The organism is Methylocaldum sp. 14B, assembly GCF_002005105.1.
Lineage (GTDB): Bacteria > Pseudomonadota > Gammaproteobacteria > Methylococcales > Methylococcaceae > Methylocaldum.
This window is the reverse complement of sequence record NZ_MSCV01000008.1, coordinates 167,045-182,716: the sequence shown is the minus strand read 5'-3', so window position 1 is coordinate 182,716 and position 15,672 is coordinate 167,045. Positions and strand designations below refer to the sequence as shown.

Annotated in this window: 15 protein-coding genes; 9 read left to right on the top strand and 6 right to left on the bottom strand. The window is 57.0% G+C overall.

Annotated features, from left to right (window positions below; genetic code table 11):
- Positions 1–428: 428 nt before the first annotated feature.
- From B2A78_RS08140 to B2A78_RS08130, 3 genes are read right to left on the bottom strand one after another with little or no spacing between them, the layout of a single operon-like run.
- Positions 429–1,106: a lysophospholipid acyltransferase family protein gene (locus B2A78_RS08140; protein WP_077729463.1), complete on the bottom strand. Its 678-nt coding sequence runs from the start codon at positions 1,104–1,106 to the stop codon at positions 429–431.
- A 2-nt stretch (positions 1,107–1,108) separates the two neighbouring features.
- A complete protein-coding gene (locus B2A78_RS08135) occupies positions 1,109–2,050 on the bottom strand; it encodes a phosphatidate cytidylyltransferase (RefSeq protein WP_077729462.1) in 942 nt (313 codons plus the stop codon).
- On the bottom strand, positions 2,047–2,667 hold the full coding sequence (locus B2A78_RS08130) for a CDP-alcohol phosphatidyltransferase family protein (RefSeq protein WP_077729460.1): 621 nt from the start codon (positions 2,665–2,667) through the stop codon (positions 2,047–2,049). Before B2A78_RS08130 ends, B2A78_RS08135 begins: the two co-directional genes overlap by 4 nt.
- A gap of 563 nt (positions 2,668–3,230) precedes the next feature.
- Between B2A78_RS08130 and B2A78_RS08125 the strand changes: the two genes are divergently transcribed.
- The 5 genes from B2A78_RS08125 (at position 3,231) to B2A78_RS08105 (ending at position 8,304) form a co-directional block, all read left to right on the top strand.
- Entirely contained in the window at positions 3,231–3,656 is a 426-nt protein-coding gene (locus tag B2A78_RS08125; protein ID WP_205780704.1) for a hypothetical protein, read from the top strand.
- A gap of 193 nt (positions 3,657–3,849) precedes the next feature.
- Entirely contained in the window at positions 3,850–5,331 is a 1,482-nt protein-coding gene (locus tag B2A78_RS08120; RefSeq protein ID WP_077729458.1) for a PQQ-binding-like beta-propeller repeat protein, read from the top strand.
- A 289-nt stretch (positions 5,332–5,620) separates the two neighbouring features.
- Complete coding sequence (locus B2A78_RS08115) at positions 5,621–6,085, top strand: pyrimidine dimer DNA glycosylase/endonuclease V (RefSeq protein ID WP_077729456.1); 465 nt, start codon at positions 5,621–5,623, stop codon at positions 6,083–6,085.
- A 481-nt stretch (positions 6,086–6,566) separates the two neighbouring features.
- A complete protein-coding gene (locus B2A78_RS08110) occupies positions 6,567–7,652 on the top strand; it encodes a hypothetical protein (protein ID WP_205780703.1) in 1,086 nt (361 codons plus the stop codon).
- 139 nt (positions 7,653–7,791) lie between these two features.
- On the top strand, positions 7,792–8,304 hold the full coding sequence (locus tag B2A78_RS08105) for an HXXEE domain-containing protein (RefSeq protein ID WP_077729454.1): 513 nt from the start codon (positions 7,792–7,794) through the stop codon (positions 8,302–8,304).
- 123 nt (positions 8,305–8,427) lie between these two features.
- Here B2A78_RS08105 and amoC read toward each other — a convergent pair whose 3' ends face one another.
- Positions 8,428–9,243, bottom strand: a complete 816-nt coding sequence (gene amoC / locus B2A78_RS08100; RefSeq protein ID WP_077729452.1) for a bacterial ammonia monooxygenase, subunit AmoC — start codon at positions 9,241–9,243, stop codon at positions 8,428–8,430.
- A gap of 369 nt (positions 9,244–9,612) precedes the next feature.
- Entirely contained in the window at positions 9,613–10,212 is a 600-nt protein-coding gene (locus B2A78_RS08095) for a helix-turn-helix domain-containing protein (RefSeq protein ID WP_240502447.1), read from the bottom strand.
- A gap of 333 nt (positions 10,213–10,545) precedes the next feature.
- On the opposite strand from B2A78_RS08095, the gene B2A78_RS08090 reads away from it, so the two are divergent.
- Together B2A78_RS08090 and B2A78_RS08085 are read left to right on the top strand one after the other, a co-directional pair.
- The gene (locus B2A78_RS08090) at positions 10,546–10,875 is read left to right on the top strand and encodes a hypothetical protein (RefSeq protein ID WP_143735107.1); all 330 of its coding nucleotides are present in this window, start codon (positions 10,546–10,548) and stop codon (positions 10,873–10,875) included.
- 253 nt (positions 10,876–11,128) lie between these two features.
- Positions 11,129–11,857, top strand: a complete 729-nt coding sequence (locus tag B2A78_RS08085; protein ID WP_077729446.1) for an MBL fold metallo-hydrolase — start codon at positions 11,129–11,131, stop codon at positions 11,855–11,857.
- A gap of 395 nt (positions 11,858–12,252) precedes the next feature.
- On the opposite strand, the gene B2A78_RS08080 is transcribed toward B2A78_RS08085, so the two are convergent.
- The gene (locus tag B2A78_RS08080) at positions 12,253–12,933 is read right to left on the bottom strand and encodes a hypothetical protein (RefSeq protein WP_077729444.1); all 681 of its coding nucleotides are present in this window, start codon (positions 12,931–12,933) and stop codon (positions 12,253–12,255) included.
- 181 nt (positions 12,934–13,114) lie between these two features.
- On the opposite strand from B2A78_RS08080, the gene B2A78_RS08075 reads away from it, so the two are divergent.
- Together B2A78_RS08075 and B2A78_RS08070 are read left to right on the top strand one after the other, a co-directional pair.
- Entirely contained in the window at positions 13,115–13,990 is an 876-nt protein-coding gene (locus B2A78_RS08075; protein ID WP_077729442.1) for a radical SAM protein, read from the top strand.
- 822 nt (positions 13,991–14,812) lie between these two features.
- Positions 14,813–15,583 carry a helix-turn-helix domain-containing protein gene (locus tag B2A78_RS08070; protein WP_168175376.1) on the top strand — a complete coding sequence of 257 codons (771 nt, stop codon included), beginning with the start codon at positions 14,813–14,815 and terminating at the stop codon, positions 15,581–15,583.
- The last annotated feature ends 89 nt before the right edge of the window (positions 15,584–15,672 follow it).

Here is a 15,672-nt window from a genome sequence, read left to right as displayed (position 1 = left end):
TTCCAATCGCAAACGGGCCTTTAATCGGCCTCTTCCAATCGCAAACGGCGTCTTCGGGAAGAGCGTGGCCAGCGCTCCCGGCCAGGCCGTTTGCGATTGGAAGAGTCATCCCAGCGCTCCTGGGATGACCGTTTGCGATTGGAGCGCCGGAGCCCCCCTTCCCGACGCCACGTCCCGGCCGAGCGCCTTCGTCGGAAGGGTCGCGACTAAAGCGACCGTTTGCGATTGGGAAAGGATTGCCGACCTACGAAGGCTTGAATCAATTCACCCCAGCCGAAGGCGCCAACCACTTCCGCCGAGCCTGTTTTGTCGTACGAACGAGAAGAAAACGCTCTAAGCGCCGGCACGGCTGCATGACCGAGAACCGGCGATGGGGACTCAGCCTGTCAAAAATGCCGGAATTCTCCGCCGTGGCTGTAAAGCGGCGCTCATTGGTGCGACTCGGGGGCATTGGTGGCGCCTTCGTACAGGTGATTTACCGGATTCAGTTGGGATTGCAAGGACCTGAACCGCGACTCCAATAGTTCCATGAAGCTGCGCCGGTCGCCGGTCCAGCGCATCGGTTCGCCCACGAACATATCGCAGAAAAACGGCACCAGCAGGCACTCGCCCTTGGGCATGGCTCGCCCCAGTCCGTGCGTGAACACGGGAACGACCGTCGCTTGCGGGCAGTGCATGGCGAGATGGGCGATGCCGGACTTCAGTTTTTGCATGGTTTCCGGCTCGCCCCGGGTGCCTTCGGGGAAGATGATGAGTACACCGTCCTGGGCCAGTATCTCGTGGCATTCGCTCAAGGGATCGTGATGGCGGTTCCCGCCGCCCCGCGTGACCGGCACGATGCCGATGAAATTGCGCGAAAACCATGCGAGCCAGGGTTTGCTGAGAAAGTAGTCGGCCGCTGCGGCGGGACGTACCCGGTGAATATCGCGCAACGGAAACAGCGATAACAGCACCAGGGTATCCAGGTGGCTGTTGTGATTGGCGGCGACGATCGCCGGGCCGCGCACCGGCAGCCGTTCCCGATTGCGGATATTGAGGCCGAGCACGAACAGGGTGACGGGACGCGCCACCAAGAGGACGAATAACAGGCGGAGCAGGCGCTGCATGATCAGTAGTGCAGATAACGGATGAAATGGAAGAATAACGGAGCGGTGTAGGTGAGGCTGTCCAACCGATCGAGGATGCCGCCGTGACCGGGCAGCAAACTGCCGCTGTCCTTGACGCCGATATCGCGCTTCAGCGCCGAGATGACCACGTCGCCGACGAAACCGCAAATCCCGATCAAAAGCCCCGCCAACAACGACTCAATCTCCGTCAGCGGCGTCAGCCAGGGTGCGATCAGCCAGGCCAGCAGCGTCGTGGTCGCAACGCCTCCGAGGAAACCCGCCCAGGTCTTGTTGGGACTGACGTTCGGGACGATCCTGCGCCTGCCCAGGCTCTTTCCCCAGAGATACTGCGCGACATCGTTGAGTTGCGTCAGCACCACCAGAAACAGCAGCAGCGTCGCGCCGTTGTAATGCGCGCCCACCGGCTGCGGCAACACCAGCGGATAAGCCATGTGCGAGAGACAGAACACGGTGGTCATCAAACCCCAGCTGATGATGCCGGCCGATCGCAGAAACCCCTGTGTATCGCCGGCCAGTACCATGCGCAACGGCAGGAACAGGAACATGTATACCGGAATGAAGATGATGAACATGCCGTACCAAGCCATGTGCACCCAGTAGTACTGAACCGGGATGGCGAGATAGGCCCAGAACAGAACGCGATAATCGGCACGGCGCGTCGGGATCAGCGAAAGGTATTCCTTGAAGGCGAGAAAGCTCACCAGCCCCAGCACCACCACCGCCGTCGACGGACTGGACACCACCACCAGGCAGAACACGGCGACGATCAGCCACCAGGTGCGTACACGCAGCCGCAGCTCGGTGTAGTCCTTGTTCGGATACCGCTTCGGGAGCAGGAAAGTGATTATCGAAGCGATGGCGAGCAGTATAAAAATGCTGGCCAGCGCATACAGCAACACATCGGGCAGGTACGTCAAATTCATGACTGCGCCTCCCACTGAACCTCTTTTAGGAGCGCGCGAGCGCGGTTCAACACCGTAACCAGCGACAACAAGGCGACGACCGTCAGCACGACATTGAGCCAGGACCCGGCAGGCCACCCCAACCCGATGACCAACCCGCAAGCGCCGAACACGAACGCCCGGTCGCTCTTGCCCATGGGACCGTCATAGCGGCGCGAGGCGCCGACCGTCACGGCGCACACGCCGACGAACTCGGTCAGCCAGGCCAGCAGGACCACGGCCACCGCCAGCCAGGCATGGACGCCTGGCAAAATCGCGAACGCCAGATACAGCGCGGCATCGGAGACCAAATCTCCCGCTTCGTTGAGCAGCCCGCCCAGCGCGCTTTGCTGGTCGTACTGCCGCGCCAGCATGCCGTCGATGGCATTGAGCGCCATGCGCACGAACAAAAAGACCGGCAAGCTCAGCCACAATGACGCGCTCTGCGGAAACCACGCCAGCGCCGCGCCCAGAGCGACGGAAAGCGCCGCCGCCAATACCGTGATCTGATTGGCCGTAACACCGATAGCCGCCAGTTTTCGAACGATGCCGCTCAGGCTTTGCTGGAACAGGGGTTTGAGTTGGTAAATGCTGGGCATGATGTTGTCCTTATTCTTTTTTTGAAGCTTCGGAGTTCATTTTTCTGGGCATAGCTGGTCCGCCTCGCGCAAGACGGTTCTCAAGCTGTTCGATGCACCTCAAATCAACGCCTAGGAAACCCGGCATAGTTTGCCAGTAAAACGAATGTCCCACCTATTGCGAAATATCACGACCCATACGGCCTAATTGTTTTACGACCAGAGGGTCTGCGTACCTAGGTCATACTTGAAGGAAAGACATGGCTATTGATCACCCACAACTTCAGCGCTTTCGCAAGCAAACGGCCATATTGCGGTAAGCCGCGGACAATTGGAATTCGAATGGCGGCATCTCATCAGTCGGTTGGAAACGCGCGATCCGAGATGACTGGGATCATCGGCGTTCGCACCCCGGAGCCATACCCGCTTTGTGTTACCCGGCACCCGGCAGTATTGCCGAATTGGCAAATGGGTACGGCGGGAAACGGTCGGGCTTATTTGTAGATATCTGTGGATATATTCCCGGTGGAGAGGTGTCACACAAGGAATGGCTGACAGGTTTCGATCAAAGGAGTGATTCAAACATGGACACGCAGCGTATTTTCAACCCGCGCATTTTCTCCGGGGTTTTGGCCTTTGCGATGCTGGGTGGGCTTTGTTCGTCTTGTGCAACGATGGAGGCCGACCGGGCGAGGGACACCGAGCAATTGCTGGCCGCGGCAGGGTTCAAGGTAAAACCCGCCGACACCCCGGACAAGCTCGCCCATGTTAAGAGCCTGACCCAGCACAAGCTGGTGCCGCACGAGAAGGACGGCACGGTGTATTACGTCTACGCCGATGCCACGACGTGCCGGTGCGTTTATTGGGGGCCGGAGGAGGCTTACCAGCGCTACCAGCGATTGGCAACGCAACAGAGAATCGCCGAAGATCAAAGAATGGCCGCCGAAATGAACGAGGATGCCGCCATGAATTGGGAACTGTGGGGACCGGGATACTGGTGGGCTTATTGATTTGCGGAAGCAAAGGGGCCCGTTGGTTTGGCCATCGCGGTCCTTCTTTTTGGGGGGCAGACTTTTGCTATAGGCCTAGGATCTCTTCGCGCGAAACGACGATGCCGAGTGAAACGGAAGCCGCCGAAATGAACGGTAAACGTCTGATCCGTCCACTGACCCTTTAGAGAATCCGGACGAGCGGAAATAAGCCATGCTGCACAGGCAACTCTGTTCGGTTCGAAACATCATCCTTGCCGCGTTCTTGCTCTCGGCAGTGTCGGGCGCGACGGCAACCTGGGACCATGCGCACGGCGATGCCGCCAACAGGGGATTCATCAATGTGGATACGGCACCCGCTGCAAACGACCTGGTGCGCGTCGCCGATCTCGGCTCGTTTGCAATAGGCGCCGGCCCCGTCATCGCCGCGGATGGTACGGTTTATCTCGGCAATCGGGCCGGTCTGCTGAAAGCGTTCGCACCGGACGGTACGTTGAAATGGACGCGCGACACGCCAGGCCATGAAATCGTGGCCTCGCCGGTCATCGGCGCCGATGGCTCGATCTATGTGATCGGCGCGAGGACCGTGCGCGATCATCGCGGCGGCCAGGTAGTCACCCGTAACGAGTTGACCCTGTATCGATTCACTTCCACCGCCGCCATGCTTTGGGCGGCCCCCTTTCCGGAAGGCACCCTCACGCCGGCTCAATTCGGAACGGGTGTGACAAGCGCGGCGCCCAACATCTGGCGCTCCGGTGCGACCGAAGTCATCCTCGTGCCGGTCCTTCACCGTAGCTACAACGGCCACGTGATCAGCATCGTGGCGTTTTCCACCGGCGGCGGCGTTCTGTTCAACCAGCCGGTCACCACCGTGGATTACGGCGACATAACGGGCGGCGCGAGCGTCGGCGAGACTTTGTGTGGGATATTCTTCTTTCTTCCTCCTTGTTTTCTCGAGGAAACGGTACCGATACCGGAGCCCAACGAATTGCCGCCCGAAGTCAATCCGCCAATGCCGAGCGTGGCCCTGTTCACATCGATCGGTAACGAGCCGTTCGTGGTCGTTGCCGACAATTATCAGAACATCGTCGGCTACACCTTCTCGCCAGAGGCCGGCTTTCAAGAGAACTTCCGCAAGCACATCACCAACGATGAAAGGGGAATCAGCATGTCCTCGCCCGTCATGCTCGGCGACGGGCATTCGGTCGTGCGCGGCAATTCGGATTCGCAAGGCTGGGTTCTATTCGCCGGACCGCATCCGGTCGACTGGACGGAGGTTGTCGTACCCCACACCGGCACGACGCCGACGATCACCGGAGACGGCAAGATCGTCATGGTGGACCGGGCCGGCGGGGTCACCTTGGTGAGCACCTATCCGAACGTGGGCGTCGTTGATCCGCACATCCCGCTCGCGTCGGAATCGATCGCGCCCGCGGCGGCATCGCGCACTCATATTTTCGTCTCGGGCGTGGATAAGCTGTACACCATCGACGCGGCAAGCCTGCAAGTGGTCGAGGAGTTCCTCTGGGAAGGCGGCGGCCTCTCGTCGCCGGCGATCTCCGCCGACGGAAGGGTCTATGCGCTCGCGGGCGACACGCTCTATGGCTTTCCGGCGCCGCCGTCGCGTTGTCCTCCCGGAAGCCTGTGCCCGGGCACGGTACGTCCTCCGATCGCGCCGGCATCAGCGAGACCCTGACGGCCGTTGTTGCTGATCACGGCGCCAAGCGTAAAGTAATGGGCGTACCACCAATATCCCCGGAAACTCACCGTGTCGGGCGGGTCAGCCTGTGAACGGGTCGGGCTTTCGTATTGGCTTCGTATTGGCTTCGGATTGTGCCAAGTGATTCGTTTTGTGAAACGGAAGCGGCCGAAGTCAAACAATAAACGCCTCAACTAGCCATCAACTTATACACCTCGAAGCTGCGAACTCTTGCGTCGTTCTCGGTGTCGGTTTTTGGTTGAACAACAGTTAAAAAGTAGCGGCTATGAGGCTCTGGAGTCTGCATCCGAAATATCTCGACCCATGCGGTCTGGTCACATTGTGGCGGGAGGCCCTGCTTGCCCAGGCCGTACTCGAAGGAAAAACGAAGGGCTACGTTCATCACCCGCAACTTCATCGTTTTCGCACCCAGCCTGACCCGGTCGGATTCCTTGCCGAGTACCTAAGGGCGGTCTACGCGGAGGCGGCAAGCCGCGGCTACCGGTTTACGGCGACAAAGATCAGTCGCTCGCAGGCAGACGGCCGTATCGCGGTAAGCCGCGGACAATTGGAATTCGAGTGGCTGCATCTACTGAGTAAGTTGGAAGCACGCGATCCGGGATGGCTGGCTAGGATCGCCCGCGTCCGCATTCCGGAACCGCACCCGCTTTTTTACACTGTGCCTGGCGGCATCGCCGAATGGGAGAAAGGGCACGGCGACGCCCGACAACCGGGTGCAGCCGGCTCTTGAGGTCCGCCCTCGGACCATCGTCCCGCCTCACCACTTTACAGGTCACAACAAGGGTCAGCTTGCGTAGGACGTGGCGTACCCGGATATTGCGCCGCATGAAACGACGGAATGCCCGACTGTCGACGCCATCGCGTAATTGATGGAATGCGGTTTTTCGCTGAAAGAATCAGACGTTTGTAATTTGGTACAGATTTCTTTAGGCGAAGTGGCTATGCTCACTGAAACGGAAACAGGCGGGGTCAAACAAAAATAGCCTGACTCAGTTTATCCCGAACCCGCGACTCGGCTTGCCGGCGTGCGGCTCGTCGAGTTCGGCGTAAAACTGGCGGTGAATCACCGATGAGGTTGCCGTCCAAGCCGTCATCCCGCCGGTTTCGTCGCAAAGCGGCGTTTCGCGCGACTCACAACGACCCGGTGAATTCGAACAGTTTCTTATACAAGGAGTCTTCGCTTGGCTGAACCGCTCAAGAATCAATTCGGAGTGGACGTGCCCGGCAAAATTGCCGGGATGATATCTGCGAAATTTCATCGATTCTCTGCTGACGCGTTCGTCAGAGATGCTCTTGACGGATACGAGGCTCTCGATCTGATGCCGCGCGGATTGAAGATCGCACAGGCACTTCGCCGCCATTTGCCTGACGACTATGCGGAGGCCGTCGAGATACTGATTAACTCGCTCGGTCCGAAACTCGAAAAGACCGAAAACTTCGGAATGGCGCCGTTCCTGTATCTTCCGCACGTTTGCTTTGTTGCGGGATACGGGCTCGACCACTTCGAGGTTTCGATGCACGCCCAATACGAGCTGACGCAACGATTTTCTGCCGAGTTCAGCATTCGGCCATTCTTGGAGCGGTATCCGGAAGCAACGCTTGCTCGCCTTACGATTTGGGCGAAAGACCAAAATCCCCATGTTCGTCGCCTCGTATCCGAGGGAACGCGTCCCCGCTTGCCGTGGGCGCCCCGGCTGCGGTCTTTCCAGAAAGCCCCCCGACCGGTGTTGGCACTGCTTGAATTGCTAAAGGACGACCCGGAACTTTATGTGCGCCGTTCCGTAGCAAATAATCTGAACGATATCGGTAAAGACCATCCGTTAATACTTGTCGAAACCGCACACCGGTGGATGACGGATGCGACGGATGAAAGACGCTGGCTCATCCATCATGCGCTACGTTCAGCCGTGAAGCGTGCCGAACCGGGAGTTCTTGAGGTTCTGGGTTTCGGCAAAAATGCAAAGGTATCGGTAAACAAAGCGAGCATCACTCCTGAACGCCCCATGATTGGGGACTCGGTGGCGATCGCCTTTGAAATCACAAACACCGATTCGCAACGGCAGCGTGTGTTGGTGGATTTCCGCGTCCATTTTGTGAAGGCTAACGGAAAAACCAGTCCAAAGGTTTTCAAATTGAAAACTATCGAGCTCGCGCCTCAGGAAACCGTACAACTGGGGAAGACTATTTCCTTGGCCGAGATGACGACGCGCAAACATTACACCGGGACGCACCGGGTCGATGTTCTGTTGAACGGATGCGCTTTGCCCTTGGGGTCATTTGAACTGATGAACGATTAGCGGCTGCTTGGGATTGGTCCCGGACACCTTGCCCTGCTTGAGGATCGAGTGCTAATGCATGAAAGCAAGAAGCAACTCTACGCGATTCGCCGGCGTCCCCTCCGGTGGCTGCGGTGGTGAACCGGGGCATTAGCTTTCCATGACCTACTCAACGCTTGGTTGGCTATTTGCAGTTGCCGTCACTCTGCACAATGCCGAAGAAGCGCTGCTTTTACCGAAGTGGTCTATGCGCGGCGGTCGGTGGCGCGCTCCAGTGAGTGCGTTTGAGTTCAGATTCGCTGCGGCAGTCCTTGCGCTTCTTGCCTATGGAGTCGCGTATCTCTCCTCGATACAAGGCCCGCAAGCCATGGCAGCCTACGCTATAGCCGGCTACGCGTTGGCAATGCTGCTGAATGTCTTCTTTCCGCATGTCTTGGCAACCATTGCGTTGCGCCAATACATGCCAGGCACGGCAACAGCTTTGTTATTCAATCTGCCGGTGTGCAGCATGCTGCTGTATGTTGGAGTGCAGGATGGATCTATCAGCACCGACAAATTCGCGTGGTTTGGTCCAGCGAGTGTTGCAGTCATTTTGGCGAGCATACCGGTACTGTTCTTCATTGGCCGAAAAGCCAGACCGGCATTTCTGCGGATTGGAATACCGTTGCCATAACCCGCACGAAGCCAAAGAAATACCAAAGGCGTTATGACGCAAGAGGGAATAAAAAAGGCGGTTTTGCACCCCCTCTGCAAAACCGCCTTGCTCATGCACTAAAGTGCGAGCTTGGAGGATATCTTATCTAAGTTTCAACACACCGGCGTCGATCGCATCGCACACTTCCTTACCCATCAGCTGTTTGGCGCAATCCATGATTTGTAAGAGCACGCCGAAGATGGCCAGTGCGAACCAGCCGAATACGACGAAACCGTAATGCAGCGGTGCCACGAACAATTCTTCCATGAACCAGAAGGTGTGGCCCCATTCATTCAAACCGACATTCGGAAGAATCATGAACGGGCCGACGGTGAAGACAATGTAGGGAAGAGAGATGCCCACACTGAAGTACGGCAAACGGGTTTTTGCGTAGAGAAACGAGGCGAATCCGGTGATGATGTAAATCGGATAGGACAGATAGAATTCGATGATGTGGCTGGGCGTAAAGTCGGTATCCCTCACCACGGTCTGATGCCAGGTTGCATCCTGCTCGGTGAAGTAACTTCCGCCGAAGTACACTGCCGTGGCGTAGAGGCACAACCAAACCAGATGGGTCATATTCCTGCGGAGGTTCTCGCGTGGCGTCACGGCGGCGAGATTGCGGTCGCGAGTTTTCCAGATATACCCCCACAGAAGAGACGCCACAATGACCTCGATCACAATCTGGGTGTATAGAAAGTTCATCCAGTACGTCTCGAATTCCGGTGAAAACGAGTCCAGACCGGCCGCCCAACCGTACACGCCTTCATACCAGCGCACCCAGACGTAGAAGGCGATGTAAAGTGCAACGCCGCCGAAAAGATTGCGCTTGTTGAGCAGCGGCGCATCGCTCTCCCGTGCGCCGACGGCAGGAGTCGCTTTTGCCTCTTGCTGTATATCGAAATCGCTAGTAGCCATCGTGTGCTCCCCTAAAATCAATATGTTTTGGTTCTTGTCGAACGAGCTGCGAACAGCTCTTGATCATTGCAACGGCGCGACCTTGAAGAGGTCTGACCGTGGCGAAGATCATAAAGAAAGGGGATGGCGGGTATTTTGTTTCAGGTCAGCCGCTGAGCGGCTCTAAACTGATCCAGATCAGTTTTTCGGGGGAAAGCGGGAATGTCTGCCGAGGGGTTATTCCATTCGGCATTCGAGTGAACATTAATTGTAGGGTGGGTTAGCGAAGCGTAACCCACCGATTCGAGGCCGCTCGGTGGGTTACGGCCTCGCGGCCTAACCCACCCTACAAAAATTAATTCCTTATTGAAAGCAATTTGGAATTAGGAATCATTGTGGGCAGAATCGCAGCAAGCCGTCCATGTCGAGTATGCGCACCATCTTGCCTTGTACCACGATCAGCCCGCTCGCCTCGAATTGACTCATTAGGCGGCTTACGGTTTCCGGTGCCAGACCGAGATAATTTCCGATTTCCTGCCGGGTCATGCTGAGACGAAACTCCGTTGGCGAGAATCCTCGCTTTCGATGGCGCTCGGAAAGATGCGCCAGGAACGCCGCCAAACGTTCGTCGGCCTGGCGGCGGCTGAGGACGACCCGCTGGATGCCCAGTTGGAATTGACTTCCGGAAAGCTGTAACAATATCTGCGAAAGCTTGGGGATTTCCCGTCCCAACCGTTCCAGCTGATGAGGCGGCAGCTCGCAGTAGCTGACCGTTTCCAAAGCAATCGCGGAACAGGTATAACGCTCTCCGCTGAGTCCGTCGAAGCCCAGCAGTTCGCCTGGCATCACGAAATCGACGACATACTCGTTGCCTGCGCCGTCCAGGGTAACCAGTTTGACCGTGCCGGACTTCAGCGCCAGAAAGCGGTGGAACCACTCCCCACTGTGATAGAGATAGTCGCCTTTGCCGAGCGTGCGATTGATTGTCACGATCCTGCTGACCAACTCCACTTCTTGCTCGCTAAGGCCCTGCGGAATGCAGAGTCTGCCGAGACTGCAGGACTCACAACTAACTTGGGGTCGGCGTTTTGAGGAGAAAAGTTGCTGGAAACTACTCATGGAGGACTATCTGCAAGAATTTCAGAATAGGCTAAAGTTTGCAAAATTTTCCGTCAATTTTATCGAGGCGCTACCATTGTCCGTCGGCGGGTTCGACTTGGTCTGTTATCAAAACGGAAAAAAATAGGGTCATATACTGGTATTTTAGGCGTCTACCCCCTTTTTCGCCACTGAAGCAATAGCTTGAACAAAACGATGGAAATAATGTTTTCGAACATTGATGATGGTGATTTAGTCCGTTGTTCTGATCTATATGTCGCTAGTTTTCATGAGTTTCCCTGGAATGAAGAATGGACGCCGAACAATACCTTTGAAAAGCCGAGTGACTTTCTAGCTTTTCCTAAAGCAGTCGCTATCAAGGTAATAAGTATCGACGATACATGTGGCTTTCTTTTTGAAGGAGTTAAGCGATGGAATTTCGCTACGCCTTATTGCCTAAAAGAAATATGTATCAGCAAAGCCATTCAAAGGGAAAAAGTCGGCACAGCTCTTACGATGACGCTTGAGGAAATGCTAAGAGAAAGTGGAGTATAAAGAATATACCTGGCCACCCATAGAGATAATATCCATTCGCGCTTCTACTCGTCGTTAGAATTTCATGAAAACAAAAGCATCATGGTGATGGGAAAGCCCATTGAGAAAAGCGTCTAAGAAGGACGATCAATTGGGACTCTGGGCTTAGGAACCGTTTTTCTCTTTTTCGAATTAACCTGTTATCGCCAGCCTTGGATAACGAGGACCTATTTTCCCATCATGAACCGCATAATTAAGGATCAAGGAGAATGCCATGACTGTTACGAATAGCCAATCGGGGACCAACGTCCATGAAGTTTCCGAAGGGATTTACCGCATCAATACGCCAGTTGTGATCGAAGGCGCAGACGGCTTTACATTCAACCAATATCTCATCGTCGACGATGAGCCTTTGCTGTTCCACACCGGGCCTCGAAAGATGTTTCCTTTGGTGCGTGAAGCCGTGGCGAGCATACTGCCGGTCGAACGGCTTCGATACATCGCTTTTTCGCACGTGGAGGCTGACGAGTGTGGATCACTCAATGAATGGCTTGCCGTATCCCCTCGATCCGTGCCCGTGTGCGGTGCGGTTGCGGCGATGGTCTCCATCCAAGATCTGGCCGATCGGGCTCCTCGGGCGCTCGCAGACGGAGAGATGCTGACCTTGGGCAAACATCGCGTGCGCTGGCTCGATACGCCCCATCTGCCCCATGCCTGGGAATGCGGCTTCCTGATGGAAGAACGAACCCGCACCTTGCTCTGCGGCGATCTGTTCACGCAGGGCGGCGCGAATCTACCCCCGGTCACGGAAACGGACATCCTGGGACCCAGCGAGGCATTCCGACAGAAAATGGATTACTTCTCGCACGGGCGGGATAGCCATGCGCTCCTCGAGCGGCTGGCCGCCACCGAGCCGACCACCCTGGCGTGCATGCACGGCAGCGCCTGGTCCGGCGACGGCGCGAAACTGCTGCGTGCTCTGGCCGATGCACTATCGGCTTAGTACAGGCTGCGTGGCCTTGGGGATACCCAATGACCGACCTACTCCCTCGGCCGTTGAGAACATGAAGCGTCCGCCGGTTCCGAGCCTGTCCCGCCAAAGGGCTGTATCGTACTCGAGGATGCCCCGGCCGGAGTAGCGTCCTGTTTGAAAGCCGGCATGCGGGTAATTGCGGTTCTTACCTCGCATACGTTGGAGCAACTGCAAGGCGCCACCATACACATTCGGTCACTTCTGGACCTGCCGCTTGCATTTCGGAAACTAGGATATTTCATGCTACGCTCCGAAAAGGATGGGCAGCCCGAGGAAGCAAAATGGTCGCGTCTGATTCCTTTTGACCTCGATGGCATGCGCTGTAGATCGGCTCCCTGGGAGAGAATGGGTTGGGCCGGATGCCGCTACAATCCGGCGGGTTCCGCCGACAGTTCCTCGAGGGCGAAGCCAAAGCTTTCGCAGCCGCGGCTCGCATGCGTGAGGTAGCGGCCAAAAATCCTCATCAGATAGATCGAGCCGAACTCCTCATATCCCATCCGCGAGACCGACTTGAGCGAGTCGAAATTGTTCGACTCGACGTAGGAGATCAGTCCCCTGTATCCCTTACCGAGATAGTGTTGCAGAGCCAGCGTCATCCCGATCGCGTGGAGCCGCTGCCCGCGATAGCGAGCATGCGTGAATCCCTTGTACATATAGACGTAGTCGCGGTTGAAGCGCAGCAGCAGATCCGGAGGATCGATGCGCGTCGGGCGAAACGAATACCAGCCGTAAGAGGCGAGCTGATTGCCGTCACAGATGCCGTAGCACTCGTCGCCTTTTGCCAGCGCTTCCTCTATGAAGCTCTCCGACATCCCGTTTTCGGGGTTAAGGGCGAACTCGCGAAGCCTCTTCGCGGTAAGGAAGCTCGGTCGGTAAGGCTCGGGGCATTGCGTAAACTCCAGATTGACCCGCCCTATCGTCACCGCTCGTAGAATCTTGAATACTGTAAAGCAGTTTATCCCTTTCACCGCGAGATCGTGCAGTTCCTGGGTAAACCCGCAGCGTCCGCCGAACGGAAAAACGGAAACAGTCCCTGTTGTATCCATATGTTGCACTTCCCTGTCAACTAATGAACCCGTCAAGGATGTCGAAAATCGAGTCTGAGTTCAACACCGAGCCGGAACCGGGCTACGGCGGCAAAACGGTGTGCTGAGGCCTTGGGCTCGGGCAAAATCGATTGCGGGGAAGGTAGTATTTCAAGAAACTTGTAAACATCACGCCTGACTAATGAGCAAACCCTCCCGTCAATTCATGCGTCAACTCACCACCACGAACCACAGCCGCGACAGCGCCGGCCTCACCTATGTTTACCCGGTCATTTCCCGGCGCTCCGGCGGGTTATCCATAGGCATCAATCTCAACCCCAACAATGCCTGCAACTGGCGTTGCGTCTACTGCCAGGTGCCGGATCTCGCCCGCGGCGCCGCTCCCGACATTGATGAAGACTGTCTGCGAGAAGAGCTGCTCGAATTCTTGAACGACATCTTGCTCGGCGATTTCTACGAACGGTTTCGGATACCGAACGAACAGCGCGCCATCAAGGACATCGCCATCTCGGGAAACGGCGAACCGACCAGCTGCAAGACCTTCGACCGGATCGTCGAGTGGATCGGCGCGGTTTGCGGCGAGTTCGGCCTGCTCGGCAAGATCAAGCTCGTGCTGATCAGCAACGGCAGCCTGATGCACAAGCCCGTCGTGCAGAAAGGCGTGAAACGCTGGGGCGAATTCGGGGGCGAAGTCTGGTTCAAAGTCGACAGCGCGACGGCCGAGGGCATGCTTCGGATCAACCAGGTCAACCTCGCCCCGGAGACCGTGCTCCGCAATCTGGAGATCAGCGCACGGCTTTGTCCCACCTGGATTCAAACCTGCCTATTCGCATTCGACGGCGAGCCACCTTCCGAAGCGGAACTGGACGCGTATCTGGATTTCTTGGCCGAGCTCAAACGGCGTAGCGTGCCGATCCGCGGCATCCTGCTCTACGGCCTCGCGCGGCCCTCGATGCAGGAGCAGGCGCCACGGCTCTCGGCTTTGCCGGAGGCATTTCTGGATCGAATCGCGGAAGCGATTCGAGCGCTCGACATGGCCGTCCGCGTGAACCGATGATTCGACCCGAAAGAACACTCTTTCCGCTGGCTCCCAAGCTCCCGCTTCGGAGTCTTATCCGAGAAACTCAAGCTTCTCAAAATTGCATGCGAATCGCGAAGCAGGAGCTTCTCGAACTGGGTTCCCAAACGGGAGTTTGGGAACCAGCGCAACTTCGCGGTGAGAAAGCACGGACGGTAAGATTCGGGGCACTTCGCAAACTCCCGATTGACCCGGCCGATCGCCATGGTCCGTAGAATCTTGAACACCGCAAAGAAATTTATTCCCCTCAGCGCGAAATCGTGCAGTTGCTATGTAAATCCGCCGCGACCGCCGAAAGGAAAAAGGGTAACGATCCCTGTCTCATCCATCTTCCTGACCTCCTTTTCAACTTAGGAATCCCCGCCGAGGATGTCGGAAATCGAGCCCGAGTTCACCAAGGCGGCGTCGGAAGCCCAAAACGATTGCGCAAATGGCCCGGACGGGGACAGGGCCTGATCAGGTCGCAACACTCTCCAAGACTGACGCCCACCGGCTCCGGCATCAAGCACATCCAGCACGAGAGACCTTCCGGTGCTTCGATGCCCCGCACCTTCCCGGACGCGGCGTGAGCTCGTGGCGAAACGGCTCACCCCCTTGGCAGTCTCGCCATACTCCGTCGCACCTGAAGATGAGGACGAGCTTATTGTGTCGACGGGCGCGATGTGGAATTGGACGCGACGATAAGGCTTAGCTGTCTCGCGGCTTCGCCGCCGATATCACGTTATTGAGACTCCCCGTTCTGCAATGGACACTTACGGTACTCCAGCGTACCGACCGAGCCACGGATCGAGGCTACTTTACATGAGGGACATGTCCACTTATGCCAAGGAGCTTTCAAAATTGAGAGCGGGTGTAGCTTCACAGGTTCGTAAGTCTTCCTGTGTCGCCGGTAATCGTTTACTTACCCAACTCTCCCATGGGGAGATCGAGCGTCTGACGCCCCATCTGGAGATTACCCGAATTTCGCCGAAAACCCCGCTTTGCACGCAAGCTTATCTGTATTTTCCAACAACCGCTCTTGTCTCATTTATTTATACCCTGGCCAGCGGTTCGACCGTAGAAATCGGCGTCATAGGCAACGATGGCGTCGTGGGTTTAAACACCTTCCTGGGGGGGACGGCGCCAGGCCAGGAAGTTTGCACACTCGCCGGGGACGCATTCCGAATCAAGCTTGCCTCGCTGCATGCTGAATATTGCCGCGGCGACCTACTCCAGCGCGTGCTGTTGCGCTATAGCCAAGCCTTTCTTGCTCAGGTTGCACAAGCCGCCGTGTGCAATCGTTTCCATTCCATGGAGCAACGCCTATGTCGCTGGTTGCTCCTGCGCCTCGACCGACTCTCGTCTAACGAGATAGCCGTGACGCAGGACGGCATTGCCAACATGCTGGGCGGCCGCCGGGCGACCGTCACCGTCGCTGCGGGCCATTTGCAGGAAATGGGACTGATTGTTTGCTACCGGGGCCGAATCACGGTTTTGGACCGGTCGGGCTTGGAAGCGGCCGTTTGTGAATGCTATTGGGCCGTCAACCAGGAAGCAAAATCGCGACGGGTTGGAAACGCCATCCGTCATTAAGGAGTCGGGAACGCCGGAACAATCGGCGCCCATTAGGGGGCGTGGCCCGGGCACTGCGGAAGGGGAGCGGCCGGTTGCTGCGGTAGCGC

What these genes read in the sequence shown, in the direction of transcription:
- B2A78_RS08140 (WP_077729463.1), bottom strand. Translation starts at nt 1,106, where the DNA reads ATGCAGCGCCTGCTCCGCCTGTTATTCGTCCTCTTGGTGGCGCGTCCC.
- B2A78_RS08135 (WP_077729462.1), bottom strand. Translation starts at nt 2,050, where the DNA reads ATGAATTTGACGTACCTGCCCGATGTGTTGCTGTATGCGCTGGCCAGC.
- B2A78_RS08130 (WP_077729460.1), bottom strand. Translation starts at nt 2,667, where the DNA reads ATGCCCAGCATTTACCAACTCAAACCCCTGTTCCAGCAAAGCCTGAGC.
- B2A78_RS08125 (WP_205780704.1), top strand. Translation starts at nt 3,231, where the DNA reads ATGGACACGCAGCGTATTTTCAACCCGCGCATTTTCTCCGGGGTTTTG.
- B2A78_RS08120 (WP_077729458.1), top strand. Translation starts at nt 3,850, where the DNA reads ATGCTGCACAGGCAACTCTGTTCGGTTCGAAACATCATCCTTGCCGCG.
- B2A78_RS08115 (WP_077729456.1), top strand. Translation starts at nt 5,621, where the DNA reads ATGAGGCTCTGGAGTCTGCATCCGAAATATCTCGACCCATGCGGTCTG.
- B2A78_RS08105 (WP_077729454.1), top strand. Translation starts at nt 7,792, where the DNA reads ATGACCTACTCAACGCTTGGTTGGCTATTTGCAGTTGCCGTCACTCTG.
- amoC (WP_077729452.1), bottom strand. Translation starts at nt 9,243, where the DNA reads ATGGCTACTAGCGATTTCGATATACAGCAAGAGGCAAAAGCGACTCCT.
- B2A78_RS08090 (WP_143735107.1), top strand. Translation starts at nt 10,546, where the DNA reads ATGTTTTCGAACATTGATGATGGTGATTTAGTCCGTTGTTCTGATCTA.
- B2A78_RS08085 (WP_077729446.1), top strand. Translation starts at nt 11,129, where the DNA reads ATGACTGTTACGAATAGCCAATCGGGGACCAACGTCCATGAAGTTTCC.
- B2A78_RS08080 (WP_077729444.1), bottom strand. Translation starts at nt 12,933, where the DNA reads ATGGATACAACAGGGACTGTTTCCGTTTTTCCGTTCGGCGGACGCTGC.
- B2A78_RS08075 (WP_077729442.1), top strand. Translation starts at nt 13,115, where the DNA reads ATGAGCAAACCCTCCCGTCAATTCATGCGTCAACTCACCACCACGAAC.
- B2A78_RS08070 (WP_168175376.1), top strand. Translation starts at nt 14,813, where the DNA reads ATGAGGGACATGTCCACTTATGCCAAGGAGCTTTCAAAATTGAGAGCG.